This window comes from Streptomyces sp. 2323.1, from assembly GCF_900221035.1.
GTDB classification, from domain to species: Bacteria; Actinomycetota; Actinomycetes; order Streptomycetales; family Streptomycetaceae; genus Streptomyces; species Streptomyces sioyaensis.
Window position 1 is genome coordinate 5714289 of the sequence record NZ_LT907981.1, and the last position, 18612, is coordinate 5732900.

16 protein-coding genes are annotated in these 18612 nt (G+C 71.7%); 7 read left to right on the forward strand and 9 right to left on the reverse strand.

Going from position 1 to position 18612, the window contains the following annotated elements:
• The first annotated feature begins 266 nt into the window (after nt 1–266).
• Nucleotides 267–1421 (forward strand): UDP-N-acetylglucosamine--N-acetylmuramyl-(pentapeptide) pyrophosphoryl-undecaprenol N-acetylglucosamine transferase, encoded by a 1155-nt coding sequence (locus CPH93_RS24590; protein WP_093648874.1) that lies wholly within the window; start codon nt 267–269, stop codon nt 1419–1421.
• Between the two features lie 62 nt (nt 1422–1483).
• Nucleotides 1484–3082 (forward strand): Rieske 2Fe-2S domain-containing protein, encoded by a 1599-nt coding sequence (locus tag CPH93_RS24595; RefSeq protein WP_096214093.1) that lies wholly within the window; start codon nt 1484–1486, stop codon nt 3080–3082.
• Nucleotides 3083–3139: 57 nt separating this feature from the next.
• On the opposite strand, the gene CPH93_RS24600 is transcribed toward CPH93_RS24595, so the two are convergent.
• Complete coding sequence (locus tag CPH93_RS24600; RefSeq protein ID WP_096214094.1) at nt 3140–3811, reverse strand: TetR family transcriptional regulator; 672 nt, start codon at nt 3809–3811, stop codon at nt 3140–3142.
• A 239-nt stretch (nt 3812–4050) separates the two neighbouring features.
• On the opposite strand from CPH93_RS24600, the gene CPH93_RS24605 reads away from it, so the two are divergent.
• The 4 genes from CPH93_RS24605 (at nt 4051) to CPH93_RS24620 (ending at nt 8452) form a co-directional block, all read left to right on the forward strand.
• Nucleotides 4051–5460 carry a glycosyltransferase family 4 protein gene (locus CPH93_RS24605; protein ID WP_096214095.1) on the forward strand — a complete coding sequence of 470 codons (1410 nt, stop codon included), beginning with the start codon at nt 4051–4053 and terminating at the stop codon, nt 5458–5460.
• A 123-nt stretch (nt 5461–5583) separates the two neighbouring features.
• Complete coding sequence (locus CPH93_RS24610) at nt 5584–6480, forward strand: class I SAM-dependent methyltransferase (protein WP_096214096.1); 897 nt, start codon at nt 5584–5586, stop codon at nt 6478–6480.
• Nucleotides 6477–7547 carry a prenyltransferase gene (locus CPH93_RS24615; protein WP_096214097.1) on the forward strand — a complete coding sequence of 357 codons (1071 nt, stop codon included), beginning with the start codon at nt 6477–6479 and terminating at the stop codon, nt 7545–7547. The genes CPH93_RS24610 and CPH93_RS24615 overlap by 4 nt, the downstream gene beginning before the upstream one ends.
• A 101-nt stretch (nt 7548–7648) precedes the next feature.
• Nucleotides 7649–8452, forward strand: a complete 804-nt coding sequence (locus CPH93_RS24620; protein WP_096214098.1) for a maleylpyruvate isomerase family mycothiol-dependent enzyme — start codon at nt 7649–7651, stop codon at nt 8450–8452.
• Between the two features lie 15 nt (nt 8453–8467).
• On the opposite strand, the gene CPH93_RS24625 is transcribed toward CPH93_RS24620, so the two are convergent.
• The 8 genes from CPH93_RS24625 to CPH93_RS24660 all read right to left on the reverse strand — a co-directional run bounded on the left by CPH93_RS24625 (nt 8468) and on the right by CPH93_RS24660 (nt 15986).
• Nucleotides 8468–9478, reverse strand: a complete 1011-nt coding sequence (locus CPH93_RS24625; RefSeq protein WP_093482924.1) for an LLM class F420-dependent oxidoreductase — start codon at nt 9476–9478, stop codon at nt 8468–8470.
• 182 nt (nt 9479–9660) lie between these two features.
• The gene (locus CPH93_RS24630) at nt 9661–9966 is read right to left on the reverse strand and encodes a hypothetical protein (protein ID WP_159395049.1); all 306 of its coding nucleotides are present in this window, start codon (nt 9964–9966) and stop codon (nt 9661–9663) included.
• Between the two features lie 210 nt (nt 9967–10176).
• Entirely contained in the window at nt 10177–10992 is an 816-nt protein-coding gene (locus CPH93_RS24635; protein ID WP_096214099.1) for a DUF5336 domain-containing protein, read from the reverse strand.
• A 197-nt stretch (nt 10993–11189) separates the two neighbouring features.
• Nucleotides 11190–12107, reverse strand: a complete 918-nt coding sequence (locus tag CPH93_RS24640; protein ID WP_093648873.1) for an N-acetylmuramoyl-L-alanine amidase — start codon at nt 12105–12107, stop codon at nt 11190–11192.
• A gap of 19 nt (nt 12108–12126) precedes the next feature.
• Nucleotides 12127–12786, reverse strand: coding sequence for a class I SAM-dependent methyltransferase (locus tag CPH93_RS24645; RefSeq protein ID WP_093482920.1), 660 nt, complete (start codon nt 12784–12786; stop codon nt 12127–12129).
• A 681-nt stretch (nt 12787–13467) separates the two neighbouring features.
• A complete protein-coding gene (locus CPH93_RS24650; protein ID WP_096214100.1) occupies nt 13468–14472 on the reverse strand; it encodes a quinone oxidoreductase family protein in 1005 nt (334 codons plus the stop codon).
• Between the two features lie 44 nt (nt 14473–14516).
• A complete protein-coding gene (locus tag CPH93_RS24655) occupies nt 14517–15383 on the reverse strand; it encodes a helix-turn-helix transcriptional regulator (RefSeq protein ID WP_096214101.1) in 867 nt (288 codons plus the stop codon).
• 429 nt (nt 15384–15812) lie between these two features.
• Entirely contained in the window at nt 15813–15986 is a 174-nt protein-coding gene (locus tag CPH93_RS24660; RefSeq protein ID WP_197708712.1) for a hypothetical protein, read from the reverse strand.
• A 412-nt stretch (nt 15987–16398) separates the two neighbouring features.
• Here CPH93_RS24660 and CPH93_RS24665 point away from each other — a divergent pair, with 412 nt between their 5' ends.
• Nucleotides 16399–18582: an acyl-CoA dehydrogenase gene (locus tag CPH93_RS24665; RefSeq protein ID WP_096214102.1), complete on the forward strand. Its 2184-nt coding sequence runs from the start codon at nt 16399–16401 to the stop codon at nt 18580–18582.
• The last annotated feature ends 30 nt before the right edge of the window (nt 18583–18612 follow it).

An 18612-nucleotide genomic window follows, 5' to 3' on the forward strand; every position in this document is an offset into this window, starting at 1 on the left:
ATGAAGAACAGTGCGGGATTGGTGCGGGATTGCTGTGTGGTGTTCCGCGGAGGCGCTCCCGCGCAGGGACACCGCACGTGATAGCCGTTTTCCCGTTCCGTGATGAAGCAATGACAACGCCGTGGGTCGGCGGATTGTGCTGATTCTCTGGGTCCATGCAGAGAGAAAACCAGCACTGGTGGCGCTCCTTTTCCCGCCACTCGCCACTCGCCCTTCGCGACTCGCCCTTCGCGCCAAGGGCTGACCCACGGAAAGCGGGATGACTCATGAATGCGGACTCGGCGCTCTCGGTAGTCATCGGTGCCGGCGGAACCGGCGGTCACATCTACCCCGGACTTGCCCTGGCCGACGCGCTGCGCCGGGCCGTACCGGACGCCCGAATACATTTCATCGGTACCGAACGCGGCCTGGAAGGAAAGCTGATTCCGCAGGCGGGCTACGCGTTGCACACCGTGGACATGATCCCGTTCGAACGCGAACTGGGCCTGCGCAGATATCTGTTGCCGGCCTATCTGATGCGTGCCTCGGCCCAAGCACGCACGGTGCTGTGGGAACAGGGCGCGCATATTGCGGTCGGGATGGGTGGCTACCCCAGCGCCCCGGTGATCGTCGGCGCGCGACGGGCGGGCGTGCCCAGCCTGATCCACGAGTCCAACGCGGTACCGGGCCGGGCCAATCGCCTCTCCGCCCGGCTCACTCCGCACGTTGCGCTCGCCTTCGAGCAGTCCCGCGCCCGGCTGCCGCGATCCCGCGCCCGGACCGCCGGCGTGGTCGGCATGCCGTTGGCCGGCTCGCTGACCCGGCTGAACCGGCAGCGGCTGTACGACGAGGCGCGCGCCTGGGCGGGGCTGCGCCCGAGTCAGCGGCTGATCCTGGTCAACGGCGGAAGCCTGGGTGCCAAGCGCCTGACGGACGCCGCGCTCGGCCTGGCCTGGCGCTGGCGGCACCGGACGGATGTACGGCTGCTGATCAAAACGGGGCCGGATGCCCTGCCTGCCGCCCGGCAGCGGCTCCACGCCGAGGGCGGCGCCGCGGTGGCCGAGGCCGTCGCGTATCTGGACCGGATGGATCTGGCCTACGCGGCGGCCGACCTGGCCGTGTGCCGGGCCGGTTCCGCGACCGTCGCCGAGCTGGCGAGCGTGGGGCTGCCCGCCGTACTGGTCCCGCTGCCGCACGCGCCGGGCGACCACCAGACGCACAACGCGCGCGTCCTGGTGGACCAGGGCGCGGCCCTCCTGCTGGCGAACGGGCAGGTCGGTCCGACGTCCCTGGCCTCCTTGATCGAGCCGCTGCTGGCCGATCCCGAGCAGCTGGCGGCCATGAGCGGCGCCGCCGACCCGGGCAGCCACACGCAGGCAGCGGAACTGCTCGCCCAGCGGGTCCTCGCCCTGGCGGGAAGGGCGACGGCCGAGGCGGTCTGAGCCCCTCGGGAATCCGCCGCATTCCAGGTTTCAGGAATCTCCCGCATTTCAGGAAGAGAGCAATGCGTATCACCTCCATTGGCCATGCCGGACTGTTCATCGAGTCGGCCGCCGGATCGATCGTGTGCGATCCCTGGTTCACCCCGGCCTACTTCGGCTCCTGGGTGCCGTTCCCGGACAACACCGGAGTCGACCCCGCCCGGCTGGCCGCGGCCGACTACCTCTACATTTCGCACCTGCACCACGACCACTACGACCCCCAGTGGCTGAGCCGGTACATGCGCAAGGACATCACCGTTCTGCTGCCCGACTTTCCGGTCCCCGACCTGCACCATGCGCTGGCGGGCCTGGGGTTCAAGAATTTCGTGCAGACCCGGCACAATCAGCCGCTGGTCCTCGACTCCGGACTACGGGTACAGATCAGCTCGGTGGACGCGCCACTTGACGGGCCGCTCGGCGATTCCGGAATTGCCCTGGACGACGGCCGGGTCCGTATCTTCAACCAGAACGATTCGCGGCCCATCGATCTGCGCCCGATCCAGGAGTTCGGGCCGCTGCACGCCCATCTCGTGCAATATTCGGGCGCCATCTGGTTTCCCGGCGCGTACACCTTTCCCGAGCGGATGAAGAGGACCCTCGGTACCCGCAAGCGGCGCAACGGCATGGCACGGGCGCTGCGGTACATCGAGCAGCTCGGCGCGGAGCATGTGCTGCCCTTCGCCGGCCCCGCCTGCTTCCTCGACGACGAGCTGTGGCACCTCAACGACTTCGACAGCGACCCGGCGAACCCGTTCCCGGACCAGTTCGCTTTCCTCGATTTCCTGCAGGAGCAGGGCTTCGACCGGGCACACCTCTTCCTCACCGGCACCGAAGTCGACCTGCACCCCGACGGTACGGCGCGGGTGGCGCAGATCCCGGAGGAGGAGGTGGCCCGCATACGCGACGACCGGCGCGGCTATCTCGCCGAGTACCAGCGCAAGGTACAGCCCGCCATCGACGCCATCACCCGCGCGCTGCCACAGGACCGCAGCGACCTGGTCGCCCAGCTCAAGGAGTACGTGGAGCCGCTGATGAAGGAAGCGGACCACACCTGCGCGGGCATCAACGGCCGGATCCTGCTGGAGGTGGCGGCCGTCGACGGCGGCCCGGACGAGAACATCGTGTTCGACTTCCTGGACCGGCGGGTGGACCGGTACGCGGGCGAGGAGGCGCGCTACGTCTTCCGGGTCCGCCGCCCGCTGGTGGAGGAGTTGGTGCGGGGGCGCTGCGCGAACTGGGTGGACGAGCTGTTCCTGTCCAGCCGCCTGGAGATCTCCCGTAAGGGTCCGTACAACGACTACGTGTACACGTTCTTCAAATCCTTCTCCCCGGAGCACATGGCGTTCGTGGAGGACTACTACGCGCAGGCCGACGGGGACCAGCACTACGCGCTCGCGGACGGATACGTGGTACCGCGGCGCTGCCCGCACCTCCAGGCCGACCTGACCCGCTTCGGCAGCGTCAAGAACGGCGTGCTGACCTGTGCCCTGCACAACTGGGACTTCGAGCTCGCCACCGGCCGCTGCCTCACCAGCGATGACCGCACACTCGCCGCCCGCCCGGCCACTCCGGAGGACGAGAGGGCACAGCACCCGGTCATCCCGGACGCCCAGCCCGAATGACGTCCCTAAGGGCCAACGACCATTAGGGGGAGGGGCCAGCGTTCCGAATCCGGCGGGTCAGCGTTCCGCATCCGGCGCCGTGAGGTCGATCAGCCGGCACACCGTCTCGATGTCGATCTTCACCTGGGCGATCGAGGCCCGCCCCGACAGCCAGGTGATCAGTGCGGAGTGCCAGGTGTGCTCGATGACCCGGACCGCGGAGAGCTGTTCGGGGGTGGGCGCGGCGGGGGGTGCCGGCTCCTGCCCGGGCTGGCGCGCGGCGGCGGGCGGGGCCATCGCATCGAGGATGATCGCGGTGGTCAGCCGGGAGACGGTGTCCACCTCGGGGCTCACCGAGCGGTCGGCGAACGTCAGCGCGCGCACCATCGCGTCCGCGAGATGCGGCTCGCGCTGCAGGGCGCGAAAGGCCCGCATCAGGGTCTGGGCGACCCGGGCGCCCGGGTCCTGCTCCGACGGCGGGCGCTTGCGCAGCGTCTCGTGCATGTGCTGGAGCTGGTCCTGCATGGTGGCGACCAGCAGATGCACCTTGGAGGGGAAGTAGCGGTAGAGGGTGCCGAGGGCGACGCCCGAGGACTCCGCGACCTCGCGCATCTGCACGGCGTCGAAGCCGCCACGGGACGCCAGCTTGGCGCTGGTGTGCAGGATGCGGCGGCGTCTGGCCTCCTGACGCTCGGTCAGGGGAGGACTCGCGGGAAGCGTCGGCCTGGCCGCCTTGGATTCCGTAGTCATATTTCCCATTCCGTGGCATTCCGTCCGCAATGCGGCGAGTGCCGGTGGTGTGATCGGCACAGCATGGCAGGGGGGCGGGTGGTGGCGCGAATCACCTGGTGCGGCTCTTTTCGCATCGTTCTCGGCCGGTACATTCGGAGCTCGGTGAACTGATCAGTAGCCAATCAGTTCTGAAACTTGTTCTAGATTACCGCCAGCGGTTACGCTCCGGCGAAAGTCCAGTGAGAAGGGGGCCGAGCGTGATCGCAGAGGCCGTCCAGGCAGCCGCGCCTCGCCCCGCAGAGGCCTCCCCGGCCTCCGCCCCGACTGACGGCGAGCGTCCCCTGCGGATCGCGATGCTCACGTATAAGGGGAACCCGTTCTGCGGCGGACAGGGCGTCTATGTACGCCACCTCTCCCGCGAACTGGCCCGCCTCGGCCACACCGTCGAGGTCATCGGCGCCCAGCCCTACCCCGTCGTCGACGACGGGGTGACCCTGACCGAGCTGCCCAGCCTGGACCTCTACCGCCAGCCGGACCCGTTCCGCACGCCGAAGCGCGGCGAGTACCGCGACTGGATCGACGCCCTCGAAGTCGGCACGATGTGGACCGGCGGCTTCCCCGAGCCGCTGACCTTCTCGCTGCGCGCCCGGCGCCATCTCGCCGCCCGCCGCGGCCAGTTCGACGTCGTCCACGACAACCAGACCCTCGGCTACGGCCTGCTCGGCGGGCCCGGCGCGCTCGGTGCCCCGCTGGTCACCACCATCCACCACCCCATCACCGTCGACCGGCGGCTCGACCTGGCAGCGGCCGACGGCTGGAAGCGCCGCGCCTCCGTGCGCCGCTGGTACGGCTTCACCCGGATGCAGAAGCGCGTCGCCCGCCGGCTGCCGTCCGTGCTGACCGTCTCCGGCTCCTCCCGCCAGGAGATCGTCGACGACCTCGGCGTCCGCCCCGACCGCCTGCACGTCGTCCACATCGGCGCCGACACCGAGCTGTTCTCGCCGGATCCCGCCGTCCCCGAGGTGCCCGGACGGATCGTCACCACCTCCAGTGCGGACGTGCCCCTCAAGGGGCTGATCCACCTCGTCGAGGCGCTCGCCAAGGTACGCACCGAGCAGCCCGACGCCCATCTGGTGGTCGTCGGCAAGCGCGCCGACGACGGGCCGGTCGCCGCCGCCATCGAACGGCTCGGCCTGTCCGGCGCCATCGAATTCGTCAAGGGCATCACCGACGGCGAACTCGTCGACCTCGTCCGCAGCGCCCAGATCGCCTGCGTGCCCTCCCTCTACGAGGGCTTCTCGCTGCCCGCCGCCGAGGCGATGGCCACCGGCACCCCGCTGCTGGCCACCACCGGCGGCGCCATCCCCGAGGTCGCCGGGCCGGACGGCGAGACCTGTCTCGCGGTCCCCCCGGGCGACGCCGGTGCGCTGGCCGGCGGGCTGCTCCGCCTCCTGGGCGACGCCCCGTTGCGCCGCCGGCTCGGCGCGGCCGGCCGGGAGCGGGTGCTGGCCCGCTTCACCTGGCGGCAGGCCGCCCTCGGCACCGCCGAGCGCTACCGCGAGGCCATCGCCCTCCAGGGCGGCGACACCGCCCGCGCCCTGGCCGGGGCGGCGTCCGGCGGGGCCGCCGCCATCGCGTCCGCGCCGCGCACCGCCGGACACCTCTAGCGGCCCGCCCGGCCCGTAGTTCCTTCCGCAGCCACCACCGCCCGCCCGTCGCCCGACCTCCACCCCCAGAAGACGGCGCTACGCGCCGACCGCCCACTCACCGCCGGACGAAAGCAGAACGCCGTGCTGACCGTCGACTTTTCCCGCTTCCCGCTCGCCCCGGGCGACCGCGTGCTCGATCTGGGGTGCGGCGCCGGCCGGCACGCCTTCGAGTGCTACCGGCGCGGCGCGCAGGTCGTCGCCCTCGACCAGAACGGCGAGGAGATCCGCGAGGTGGCCAAGTGGTTCGCCGCGATGAAGGAGGCGGGCGAGGCCCCGGCGGGCGCCTCCGCCACCGCCATGGAAGGCGATGCGCTCAACCTGCCCTTCCCCGACGACAGCTTCGACGTCGTGATCATCTCCGAGGTGATGGAGCACATCCCGGACGACAAGGGCGTGCTCGCCGAGATGGTCCGGGTGCTGCGCCCCGGCGGCCGGATCGCCGTCACCGTGCCCCGTTACGGCCCCGAGAAGGTCTGCTGGGCCCTCAGTGACGCCTACCACGAGGTCGAGGGCGGCCACATCCGCATCTACCGCGGCGACGAACTGCTCGGCAAGATGCGGGAGGCGGGCCTGGAACCGTACGGCACGCACCATGCGCATGGGCTGCACAGCCCCTACTGGTGGCTCAAATGCGCCTTCGGGGTGGACAACGACAAGGCGCTGCCGGTGCAGGCGTACCACAAGCTGCTGGTCTGGGACATCATGAAGAAGCCGCTGGCCACCCGGCTCGCCGAACGGGCGCTCAACCCCGTCATCGGCAAGAGCTTCGTCGTCTACGCCACCAAGCCGCACCTGCCCGCGGCGCCCGCCGCCGCCGAGGCGGACGAGCCCGCCGCCGCACCCGCCACGAAGGCCGCCGGGCCGGCCGCCGGCAAGCCCCGCAAGTCCGCGCGGCCCGCCGCCAAGGCACCCGCCAAGTCCCCGGCGAAGCGCGGCGCTTCGTCCACCGCCAAGCCCTCCGCCGGGGCCGCCAAGTGACGAGTCCCGGGCGTACCGAACGGCTCGTCCTGCCGGGCGTGCTCACCGCCGACCAGGCGGCCCGCACGGTCGCCGGCATCCTCGCGACCCAGCGGTCGGACGGCGCCATCCCCTGGTTCCGGGGCCACCACCTCGACCCGTGGGACCACACCGAGGCCGCCATGGCCCTGGACGCGGCCGGCGAACACGAGCGCGCCGAGGCCGCGTACGACTGGCTGCTGCGGCACCAGAACCCGGACGGGTCCTGGTACGCGGCCTACGCCGACGGCGACGCCGGGGCCCCCACCGACCGCGGCCGCGAGACCAACTTCTGCGCCTATCTCGCGGTCGGCGTCTGGCACCACTTCCTGTCCACCGGCGACGAGGCCTTCCTCGACCGCATGTGGCCCGCGGTCCACTCGTCGATCGGCTTCGTGCTGGAACTCCAGCAGCCCGGCGGGGAGATCGGCTGGAAGCGCGAGGACGACGGCACCCCCGTCAACGACGCGCTGCTGACCGGCTCATCCTCCATCTACCAGGCACTGCGCTGCGCCCTGGCCCTCGCCGACCAGCGCGAGGAGCCGCAGCCCGACTGGGAGCTGGCGGCCGGCCGGCTCGGCCATGCGATACGCAGCCACCCCGAGCGGTTCCTCGACAAGGGCCGCTACTCCATGGACTGGTACTACCCGGTCCTGGGCGGCGCGGTCCGCGGCCGGTCGGCCAGGGACCGGATCGACGCCGACTGGGAACGCTTCGTCGTGCCCGGCCTGGGGGTGCGCTGCGTCCTGCCCAACCCCTGGGTCACCGGCGGCGAGAGCGCGGAACTGGCGCTGGCGCTGTGGGCGATGGGGGAGTCCGAGCGGGCCGTGCAGATCCTCAAGTGGATCCAGCATCTGCGCGCCGACGACGGCATGTACTGGACCGGCTACGTCTTCGACGACGACGCGATCTGGCCCCGCGAACGCACCTCCTGGACCGCCGGTTCGCTGCTGCTCGCGGTCGCGGCCCTGGGCGGCGACGAGGCCACCACCACCGTCTTCGGCGGCGAACAGCTCCCGACGGGGCTGGACCCGGACTGCTGCCGGTAGGAGGCGGGAAGGGGCGCAGCGTGCCGGGGCGGCGCGGAGCCCGGCCGGAGACACCCTGAAATGAGAGGACGGGCCGGGGCGGCCGCACTAATGTGCGGCACATGACTCTCCAAGGCTCCCTCACCCACGAGGAATACTGCGACCAACTCCTCGCCGAGACCGACAAGCTCCGGGAGATCGTGCGCAGCGCCGATCTTTCGGCGACCGTACCGACCTGCCCCGACTGGACGCTGGCCGATCTCGCCCGGCATGTGGGCGGTGCGCACCGCTGGGTCGGCACGATCGTCGCCACCCGCGCGTCGGAGAGCGTCGACCCCGCGGACGTCCCCGAGGGGGCCGGGCCCGAGGGCGAGGACGCCGCGGCGCTGGACGCGTGGCTGGCGGCGGGCGTCGAGCAGACCGTGGCCGCGCTGCGGGAGGCCGGCCCCGATACGGAGGTGTGGAGCTGGACGCCGGCGCAGCACACGGGGTTCTGGGCCCGCCGGATGACCCATGAGACGGTCATCCACCGGGCCGATGCCGCGCTCACCGCCGTTGTCCCCTTCGAGGTCCCGGCGCCGGTCGCCGCGGACTGTCTGGAGGAGTGGCTGCAGATCGGCGAACTGCCGATGGTGGTGGCCCGCTTCGCCGAACGCGGGACGAAGCTATGCGGCCCCGGCCGGACGATCCACGTCCACGCCACCGACGCCCCGCCCGGCCTGAACGCCGAGTGGCTGCTCGACCTCACGGGCGAGGCGCCCACCCACCGCCACACCCACGAAAAGGCGGCGGTCGCCCTGCGCGGCCCCCTCACCGACATCCTGGCCGTGCTCTACCGCCGGCTGCCCGCCGACAGCGACCGGGTCGAGGTGCTGGGCGAGCGCGCGCTGCTCGACCAGTGGCTGACCTGGGCGCAGTTCGGGTGAGTGCAGCGGCGGCCGTCAGGAGGTGAGCTCGGCCAGGACCCGTAGGGTGTGCGGGTCGGGGGCGGTCACCAGCAGATCGGTGACCGGGCCCGCCCGCCACAACTCCAGTCGTTCCGCGATCCGTTCGCGCGGGCCGACCAGCGAGATCTCGTCGGCGAAGGCGTCCGGCACGGCCAGGACGGCCTCCTCCTTGCGGCCTTCGAGGAAGAGCCGCTGTACGTGCCGGGCCTCCTCCTCGAAGCCCATCCGCGCCATCAGATCGGCATGGAAGTTCCGGGCGGCGGGCCCCATCCCGCCGATGTAGAAGCCGAGCATCGCCTTGACCGGCAGCAGCCCCTCGGCGACGTCGTCACAGACCAGGGCGCGTGCCATGGGCGCGACGAGGAAGCCGTCCGGGGCACCGGCCAGCGAGGCCCGGTAGACGTCGGTGCGCTGCGGCGACCAATACAGCGGCAGCCAGCCGTCCGCGATCCGGGTCGTCTGGGCGATGTTCTTGGGCCCTTCCGCACCCAGCAGTACGGGGAGCCGGGCGCGCAGCGGGTGGGTGATGGCCTTGAGCGGCTTGCCCAGGCCGGTGCCGTCCGGGCCGCGGTAGGGGTGCGGGTGGAAGAGCCCGTCCGAGGTCACCGGTCCCTCCCGGCGCAGGACTTGCCGGATCACGTCCACGTATTCCCGGGTGGCGGTCAGCGGGCTCTTGGGGAACGGCCGCCCGTACCACCCCTCGACGACCTGCGGCCCCGACAGCCCCAGGCCCAGCAGCAGCCGGCCGCCGGAGAGATGGTCGAGGGTCAGGGCGTGCATGGCGGTGGCGGTGGGTGTGCGGGCAGCCATCTGGACGATGCCGGTGCCCAGTTTGATCCGAGAGGTGTGGGCGCCGATCCAGGTCAGCGCGGTGAAGGCGTCCGAGCCCCAGGCCTCCGCGGTCCATACCGAGTCATAGCCCAGGCGCTCCGCCTCACGGGCCAGTTCGAGGTGCCGGGGGTCCGGGCCGCGGCCCCAGTAGCCCAGGTGCAGACCGAGTCGCATGCTGATCGCCCCTCTTCGACGGTGGCCCGAGGGTTCCGGGGTTCCGGAGTGGATGGATGCTGACGGTGCGTCAGGTCGATGCGTGCCCGCGCACTGTACGGCGGGGCCGCGGACAGCGCAACGCACGGCGGCCGGGCCGCGGGCGGCGCAACGGGGGCTTGGCGAGGGCTCGGCGGGGGTCCCTACCTGAGCCAGGCCGGCTCCAGCGCCAGCACCTCGTCACGGTGGCCCCGTACCACTTCGAAGAACCGCTCCGGGGCCGACTCGAACAGGGCGCACAGGGAGACGTAGAGGCGATACGCCTCGTCGGGCATCTCGTACGGGCAGTGGACCGCCGCGCACTGCCACCAGTCGGACGTCGAGCTGACCAGCTGGACGCCGCACTGTGGGCACGGCGGAGCGGCTATTGAGGCTTGCTCGTCCCGCACCCGTAGCAGATCGCCCACCCGTCCTGAGTGGTCGTCATCTCCTGCCCACACTTCTCGCACGTCGCTCGCGTCTCGTACAGATCCTTGTTGCACTGCATCGGCCCTCCAAGGGGAGTGGTGATTCTGCCATTGACCAGTGAGTAACGGCAGACCTGCGGCCGGCCGTCGCGGCGGTGTACGGAGGCCGGCCCCTTCCCGCGGACGCGACGCACGACAAAGCGCCCCGCCCCCTGGGGGGCGAGGCGCCGAAGGACCGCTGGGTGTCCGGTGTCAGCCGCGCTGGATGCCGGTGGTGTCCTGCAGGACGCCACGGCGGCCGTCCTGGGTCTGCGCGATCAGGGCCTGGCCGCGCTGCTCCACCGCGAGGTACCAGGTGCCGGGCGCCAGTTCGGCGATCGGCGCCGGCGAGCCGTCCTCGCCGTACAGCGGCCGCGCGACGGGCACCGCGAACCAGAACGGCGCGAAGTCCGCCGGACTGCCGGCCGCCTGGGTGGCGCCGGCCGGGCCGCCGGCCGTCCCGTCGGCGGCGGGCGCCTGCTGGCCGTAGGTCTGGCCGCCCTGGGGCTGCTGCTGGCCGCCCGGGTAGCCGTAGCCGTGGCCTGCCTGCTGCTGGGCGCCGGGGTAGCCGTAACCCGGGTTGGGGCCCGCCCCGTAGGGGGCCCCGGCGGGCTGCGGCTTGGGGGCGCCGACCAGGGCGACCTTGAGCGCCGGGACCAGCGGCGTGGCGACGGCGCCGCCGGCCAGGATCAGGGTGGCGAGCAGGCCGATGATCAGGCCCGCGCCGGCGCTGGGGCTGCCGATGATGGTCCAGAACGCGGTCCACGCCGCGAAGATGGTCAACGCGACACCGAACTGGGCGAGATCGAGACCGGCGACCTTGCGCTGCTGCGGCAGCATGCGGCTGAGGACGACGATCGCCGCGCCGATCACACCGGCCAGGTACGTGCTCATGAGCGTGGCCAGCACGTCCCAGGCATTGAGGCTGGCGTATTCCGAAGCGCCGAGACTGAGGAACGAGGCGATGAACAGCAGCACCGCTGCTCCGATCACCACGCCGTCGCCTCGAGTGAGGGAGCGGATGTTCACGTAAGGGTCCTTTGTCGGTTTCGTGGGTCCGGTCGTCGCTGTCGCGGTGCGCGCAGTGCGAGGCACGGCGGGCCACCCATCGTAAAGGGGAACCTGCCGCCGAATCCGGCGGGCCGTCGTCTTCGTTTCCCCGCGCGCACGGCAGCTCGTATCGGACCCGGTCTCGGAGGGTTTCGAAGTCGTGGCCGGCGGTCCGGTCAGTGCGCCAAGAAGTCCGTAATGCCCTCGGTGATCCCACGGGCCGCTTTCTGCCGCCAGTGTGCGTCGGTCAATTCCGCGGCGTCCTTCGGGTCACGCATATTTCCGCACTCGATGAACACCTTCGGCACGGTCGAGAGGTTGAGGCCGCCGAGATCGGAACGTACGTCGAGTCCGGTGCCGTGGCCGACGTAATTGGACGGCGCGCTCCCGGTGACCGCGAGGAACCGGCCGGCCAGCCGTTCGCCCAGTCGCCGCGAGGGCGCCACGATCGCGGCGTTGTGGGCCGGGCCGGCCGTGACGCGCGCCGGGAGGATGACGTGGAAACCGCGGTTCCCACGGGCCGAGCCGTCGGCATGGAGGGAGACCGCGGCATCGGCGTGCGCCTTGTTCCCGAGAGCGGCGCGCTCGTCGACACACGGCCCGTACCGGCGGTCGCCGTCCTGGGTGAGCACGACCTTGGCGCCCTCCTGCTGGAGGAGGGTGCGGACGCGGTGGGCGAGGTCCAGCGAGAACGACGCCTCGGCGTAGCCGTCGTTGGTGGAGGTGCCGGTGGTGTCGCACTCCTTGTGGGCGTTGCCGATGTTCACCTGCCGGGCGATCTCCCGCCCGTGATCACGGTTGTGCGGATTGTGGCCCGGGTCGAGGACCACGACCTTGCCCTTGAGGCTGCCGTGCGGACCGCCCTTGTCCGGGGAGCCCTTGCCGTCCGGGCCGCGGTCGGTGCCGCTCGCGCCCCCGCTGCCGGGCGACCGGCTCGCGGCGGGCGGCCCGGCTCCGTGCGTCGGGCCGCCGTCGCCGCCCGACGCCCGCCAGAACAGCCAGCCCCCCAGGCCGGCGACCACAAGGGTGGTCAGTACGGCCAGGAGGGCGCCGCGCAGGCGGCGGCGCGGTGGGTAAGTACTGCCGTTCGACACGTCCGCGATGGTAGCCCGCTCAGATGCCGGGCCCGGTGCGCCGCAGAACGCGCAGCGAACGGTGGGCGGACACCTCGGTGAAGGCGCCGGACGCAAGGGCCCTGCGGTAGATCCGGTACGGGGCCTGGCCGCCGTCCGCCGGGTCCGCGAACACATCGTGGACGACCAGCAGTCCGCCGGGCGCGAGATGCGGCGCCCAGCCCTCGTAGTCGGCGGTGGCGTGCTCGTCGGTGTGCCCGCCGTCGATGAAGACCAGGCCGACCGGGGCCTGCCAGACGGCCGCGGCCTGCGGCGACCGGCCCACCAGGGCGATCACCTGGTCCTCCAGGCCCGCGGCGTGCAGGGTGCGGCGGAAGGTGGGCAGGGTGTCCATCCGGCCGACCTCGGGGTCGACGACACTCGGATCGTGGTACTCCCAGCCGGGCTGCTGCTCCTCGCTGCCCCGGTGGTGGTCCACGGTGACGGCCATGACCCCGCCCGTGCGCGCGGCGTCCGCCAGCAGGATCGTGGACCGGCCGCAGTACGTACCGACCTCCACCAGCGGCAGTCCGAGCGCCGCGGCCCCGGTCGCCGCCGCGTACAGGGCCAGGCCCTCGTCCACGGGCATGAAGCCCTTCGCCGCCTGGAACGCGGCGAGTATCTCCGGCTGCGGAGCGGTCGGAGCCGTGGGAGCGGACATGGGCTTCCTCCTGATGGTGCGGTCAGGGGGTCATCGTGCCGTATGGGGGTGGGGCGGGTGGGGTGTGGGTCTCCCTGGGCCGGAGATTCGGATATCGGAACGGGGGCTTGGGCGGCTCGGAATTCCCGCCCCGGGAACCCGCCCCTGGTTGATGGAATTCGCCGGTTCCCGTCTGCTCTCGGTCCACCGGGCCACTCTCCGTTCCGTTCTCCGTTCTCCGTTCTCCGTTCGGTCCCCTCGTTTTGCATCGCCCTCCGGTTTCCCGGATGTCCGGAAGCGGCGAATTCGCGTGTGGGGGAGTGGTGGCAGGGAGGGGCGGGACGGGGGGAGGGGAGAGTGCGAGGGAATGGTGACGCGGGCGAAATTCATCGGACCGTTTCCTGCGGGCGTCCGGAGCGTTCCCCGGTGAATCCGTGGAGTTCTCCGGGGGTGCTTGCGGGCGCTCGGGCGGCGCTTGCCGGGGGGCGGGTGGTCCACGCGTGGGGTCGGGCGAGGGCCTGGGCGTCCTCTGGGCCGCTGTCTGATCCCGTGGGGAGTTGCGTCGCCAGGCGATCGTGACCAGCGAGGTGAAAGGTTGATCTGCACCATCGGCGTTTCGGTTGGGCAGCTCAACATTGCGTCTTCGGCGACCACCTCCGGACGAGCCGTCGCCACGTCGTGGAAGAACCGATGTCTACGGGCCTACGGGTGGGTGGCTCCGTGTGAGAGCGTCGCGACGGTGAGGACCAGCTTGCCGGTGGTCTGCCCGGATTCGATGCGGCGGTGTGCCTCTGCGGCCTGTTCCAGCGGCAGGGCCTCGGCCTGTACCCGCAGGGTTCCCTGTGCCGCGGCCTGTACGGCGCGGCGCAGGGCCAGCCCGGCGTCCCTGGGGAAGGCCGCGGAGAAGGCGGCGAGGTTGAAGCCGGAGACGGTCTTGTTGGTGAACCACAGGTGGTTGGCCAGGATGCCGACGTCGTCAGCGCCCGAGGCGTTGCCCATCACCACCAGCCGTCCCATGGGGGCCAGCCGGTCCAGGCTGGCGGTGCGGGAGGGGCCGCCGACCATGTCGACGACGATGTCGAACTCGCCTGCCTCGGCGATCTGGTCGCGCAGGATCACCTCGTCGTAGCCGAAGCGCTTGGCGGTCTCGATCTTCGCTTGGCTGCCGACCGTTCCGACCACGCGGCCGGCGCCCAGCAGGCGGGCGGCCTGGCCGAGCTGGCTGCCCACGCCGCCCGCCGCGGCATGGACCAGGACGCGGTCTCCGGGCTCGATGCGCGCCACCCGGTCCAGGACGAGGAAGGCGGTGGTGCTGTTGGAGGGAAGCGCTGCGGCGACGCCGAGTCCGATGTCCAGGCCGTCCAGCGGGGCGACCAGGTCCGCGGAGGCGACTGCCACCTCGGCGTATCCGCCGCTGTCGACGATCGTCAGTGCGGCCACCGGCTGGCCGACCCTCAGGTCCGTGACGCCTTCGCCGAGGGCGCGGATGAGGCCGGAGACCTCGATGCCGGGCACGAAGGGCAACGGCACGTCCACCACGCCGCGCCGGTAGAGGACCTCGGCGAAGTTGGCGCCCGCATAGGCCACGTCGATGGCCACCTGGCCGGGGCCTGGCTCGGGGATCGGCATCCGCTCGACGCGGAGCACCTCGGCCTCGCCGAACTCAGGGATGGTCACTGCCTTCATTTGCGTGTTGTTGCTGTTCATGGCAGTGATCCTCCTCGGGCATCACGATGTCCGGCAGTGCCGGCTCATCCTGGGTGTGACACCACCAGGCTGCGCGCACCCAAGAGCTGCTCCAGCCGTTCCTGGGTGTCGGTGCCCGGACGGGGGTTGTGCAGGATCAGGTGGTGGCCGGGAAGCTCGGGCAGCGGCAGCAGGGTGGCGTCGAAGACCAGCGTCCCGGCTTCCGGGTGGTCGACCGCCTTGACCGCGCTGGTGTGCTCGGCCACGTCGTGGCGCTCCCACAGCTCGGCGAACTCCGTGCTGCTCTGAGCCAGCTTCTCGGCGATGCGGTCGAACTCCGGGTCCTCGGGGTAGCGCGCGGCATCGGCACGGAAACCAGCGACCACGTACGGGGCGGTCTCGACCCAGTGCCGGTGCAGAACCCGGTAGCGGACGTTGCTGAAGTACGACACCAGACAGTTGTGGTCGCTCTCGCCGTAGCCGAACACGATGCGGGCGGCGTCGTTGATGTCGGTGAAGTTCCAGTGGCGGTCGCGGATGTACCCGGGCCGCGGCGACCAGGCGTCCAGCAGCCGCCGCACCTGCGGCGGGGCAGGCACCGATGGCGCCGAGGCGACCTGCGGTGGGTTGAGCCCGGCCAGCCGGTACAGATGCGCGTGCTCGGTGGAATCCAGCAGCAGCACCCGCGCGATCGCGTCGAGAACCTCCTCCGAGACCTTGATGTCGCGCCCCTGCTCCAACCACGTGTACCAGGACACCCCGACCCCGGCGAGCACCGCGACCTCCTCGCGCCGCAGCCCCGGTGTACGCCGCCGCCCGCCCTCCGGCATACCGACATCCGCAGGCGAGACCCGAGCCCGGCGGCTGCGCAGGAACTCACGAAGCTCGACGCGACGACGGTCACGAGACACGGCAGAGCGATCACTGGTCATGGCATCCACCCTGAGCAGCCCCTTCGGGCGGCCCGGCCGACGGCCGGCTGCGGAGATACCACAGTACGTGCCCTGTACCAGCCACTACACGCAACTGTTGGCGCCATGCGCTGACCTCTTCGATGGCGGGCGACAGGAGAACGCCGGTGGTCGGCGACGTCGGACGGTGTCAGTGGCTCATACGGACTGAGAGCAGGCGTCATCGAGCCGCGGAGTCACGCCAGTAGAGCCCCTGTCTGAGGGGGTACGGCCTTGCGGGCACGCCGTTCTCAGTGTGATCCGCCCGGTGTCCCACGGAATTGGCTGTGCTGAAGCAGGAGACTCAACTGTTCTTCCGGGTATGCGCTGGAGATGCGACCCGGGGGAAACTGCCATACCAACCGGCTATCCGCCCGCCGGGCCGCAGCACCGAGTCGCGTCTGCGGACCGTCACTGCCCCTCCAGCGACACCTCGGAAGCGGCGTGCAGCGGCATTGACACATCCACCGCCAGTTCGTGCCGCCAGAGCAGATGGAACAGCACCGGAAGTACCGTGATCGGATCCCCGGCCAGGAAGGCCCCGTCCATCAGCGGTCGAGGCTCCGCGAACACCTCTCGCAGCACGATCGCGACGCTCTCCAGGCCGTGCCCGGGGATGCCGGTAGCCCGCCAGCCACCGCACGTTAGCCACCCTGATCTGGTCCGGCGCCCCGGCCAGTCGGAACTCCCACTCCAGCAGGCCGCAGGCTGCCCGAGCCGCCTCGAACTTCATCCGGTCCCGCGGTTTGCGACGGTTCGCTGGGCGGCAGTCGATCACGATCGCCGAGCCGTCCGCACGGCGTCCCCACCACGTACGGCATGTAACTCGCGATCCATGCCCGTCTAGCGGTCAGCTGCCCAGTGCAATGTCAGGTGCAACGTAGGGCTGCCGAATGCAGGGTTCACGCGCACAGGACAGCCGCCCAGGAGCGGCGCCGGCACCCCCCACCCGTACCTGACCTTCCATCAGAATGAAACGTGTTCTAGCCTGCCCCGCATGGGCATCGGAATCACGCAAGAGCAACGTGACCTGGCCGAGGCGGTGGAGGGCTGGGCCGCGCGGGCCATGCCTCCCGAAGAAGTGCACAAGCTGCTCGACGCCGCCCCGGGACAGCAGGAACAGCTCGCCTGCTGGGACCGGCTCGCCGCGCAGGGCCTGCTCGGGCTGCACCTCCCCGAGGCCGACGGCGGCGGTGGCGGTGACCTCCTCGACCTCGCCGTGGTGCTGGAGGAGTTGGGCCGCGCCGCGTTCCCCGGCCCGTATCTGCCCACCGTCCTCGCCGCCGAGCTGCTGCACCGCGGCGGCCAACGGCACCTCGTCCGGGAACTCGCCACCGGCGCCCGCAGCGGCGCCGTCGCACTCGGCGCGGGCTCGCTCACCGCCGTCGAGGAGGCCGGCGGCTACGTCCTGAACGGCACCGCGCCCCCGGTCCTGGCCGGCGCCGACGCGGATCTGCTCGTGCTGGCCGCACAGACCCCAGCCGGCCCGGTCCGGCTCGCCGTCGATGCCGGGGCGCTGACCGTACGGGTGCAGGAGAGCGCCGACCCGACCCGGCCGACCGCCGAGGTGCGCGCCGAGGGGGCCCTGGTGCCGGCCGGCCGGCTGCTGACGGTCGACGGCGACCTGGTCCGCGACCTGGCCGGGGTGCTGTTCGCCGCCGAGAGCTGCGGCACGGCCGCCTGGGCGCTGCACACCGCCACCCAGCACGCCGCCGTACGCGAGCAGTTCGGCCGCCCCATCGGCCAGTTCCAGGCGGTCAAACACCTCTGCGCCGAGATGCTCGTCCGCTGTGAACAGGCCCGTGCCCTGGTCTGGGACGCGGCCCGGGCCCTGGACGAGCCGCCCGAGGTCCGCGGACTGGTCGCGGCGCTGGCCACCGCGACCGCCCTGGACGCCGCCGTCGGCTGCGCCAAGGACTGCATCCAGATCCTCGGCGGCACCGGCTTCACCTGGGAACACGACGCCCATCTCCATCTGCGCCGGGCCCTGGTGGCCCGCGCGCTGCTCGGCAGCGGTGACACCCACCGGCTGCGCGCCGCCCGCCTCGCCGCCGGCGGCGCCCGGCGCGCGCTGCGGCTGGAACTCCCCGCCGAGGCGGCGGAGTACCGCGCCGGGGCCCGGGCGGTCATCGACGGCGTACGCGGCCTCGACCCGGCGGCCGTACGCCGCGCCCTGGCCCCCACCGGCTACGCCGCGCCGCATCTGCCCAAGCCCTACGGACTGGGCGCCGGCCCGGTGCAACAGCTCGCCATCCAGCAGGAGTTGGCGGCCGCTGAGGTCAGGATCAGCGATCTGGGCATCGCCACCTGGGTGGTCCCCGCGCTGCTCGCCCACGGCACCCGGGAGCAGCAGGAGCGCTATCTGCTGCCGACGCTGCGCGGCGATCTGCTGTGGTGCCAGCTGTTCTCCGAGCCCGAGGCCGGTTCGGACCTGGCCGCCCTGCGGACCCGGGCCGAGCGGGTGGACGGCGGTGGCTGGCGGATCAACGGCCAGAAGGTGTGGACCTCGGCCGCCCAGTGGTCGAGCCACGGCATCCTGCTCGCCCGCACCGACCCCGACGTCCCCAAGCGCAAGGGGCTGACCTTCTTCGTCGTCGACATGAAGACCCCCGGGATCGACGTCCGCCCGCTGAAGGAGATCACCGGCGACGCCCTCTTCAACGAGGTCTACTTCGACGACGTGCTGCTGCCCGCCGATGCGGTGGTCGGCGAGGTCGACGACGGCTGGAAGGTGGCCCGCACCACCCTGGACAACGAACGCGTCCACATGGCCGACCAGTTGACCTTCGACACCGGTCTGGAGCAGCTCCTCGCCCGGGCCGACGAGCTGGACGCGACGGTGCGGGTGCGGCTGGGCGCGCTGGCGGCCGAGGCGCACGCGCTGGGCTGCATCGGGCTGCGCACCACGCTCCAGCAGGTGTCGGGGCTGGAGCCGGGGGCCGGTGCCAGCATCCGCAAGCTGCTGCAGACCCCGCACCAGCAGAAGACCGCCGAGCTGGCGCTGGAGCTGCTCGGCCCGGCCGGGGCGGTGCGCGAAGGCGCCGGTGAGCGGGCGCTGCACGGCTTCTTGATGTCCCGCTGTCTGACCATCGCCGGCGGCACCACCCAGGTGCAGCTGAACGTCGTCGCGGAGCGGCTGCTCGGCCTGCCGCGCGACCCGGAGCCCCGCCCCCTGATCTGACTCCCGCCCGTCCGCTTCCCAGGAGGTACC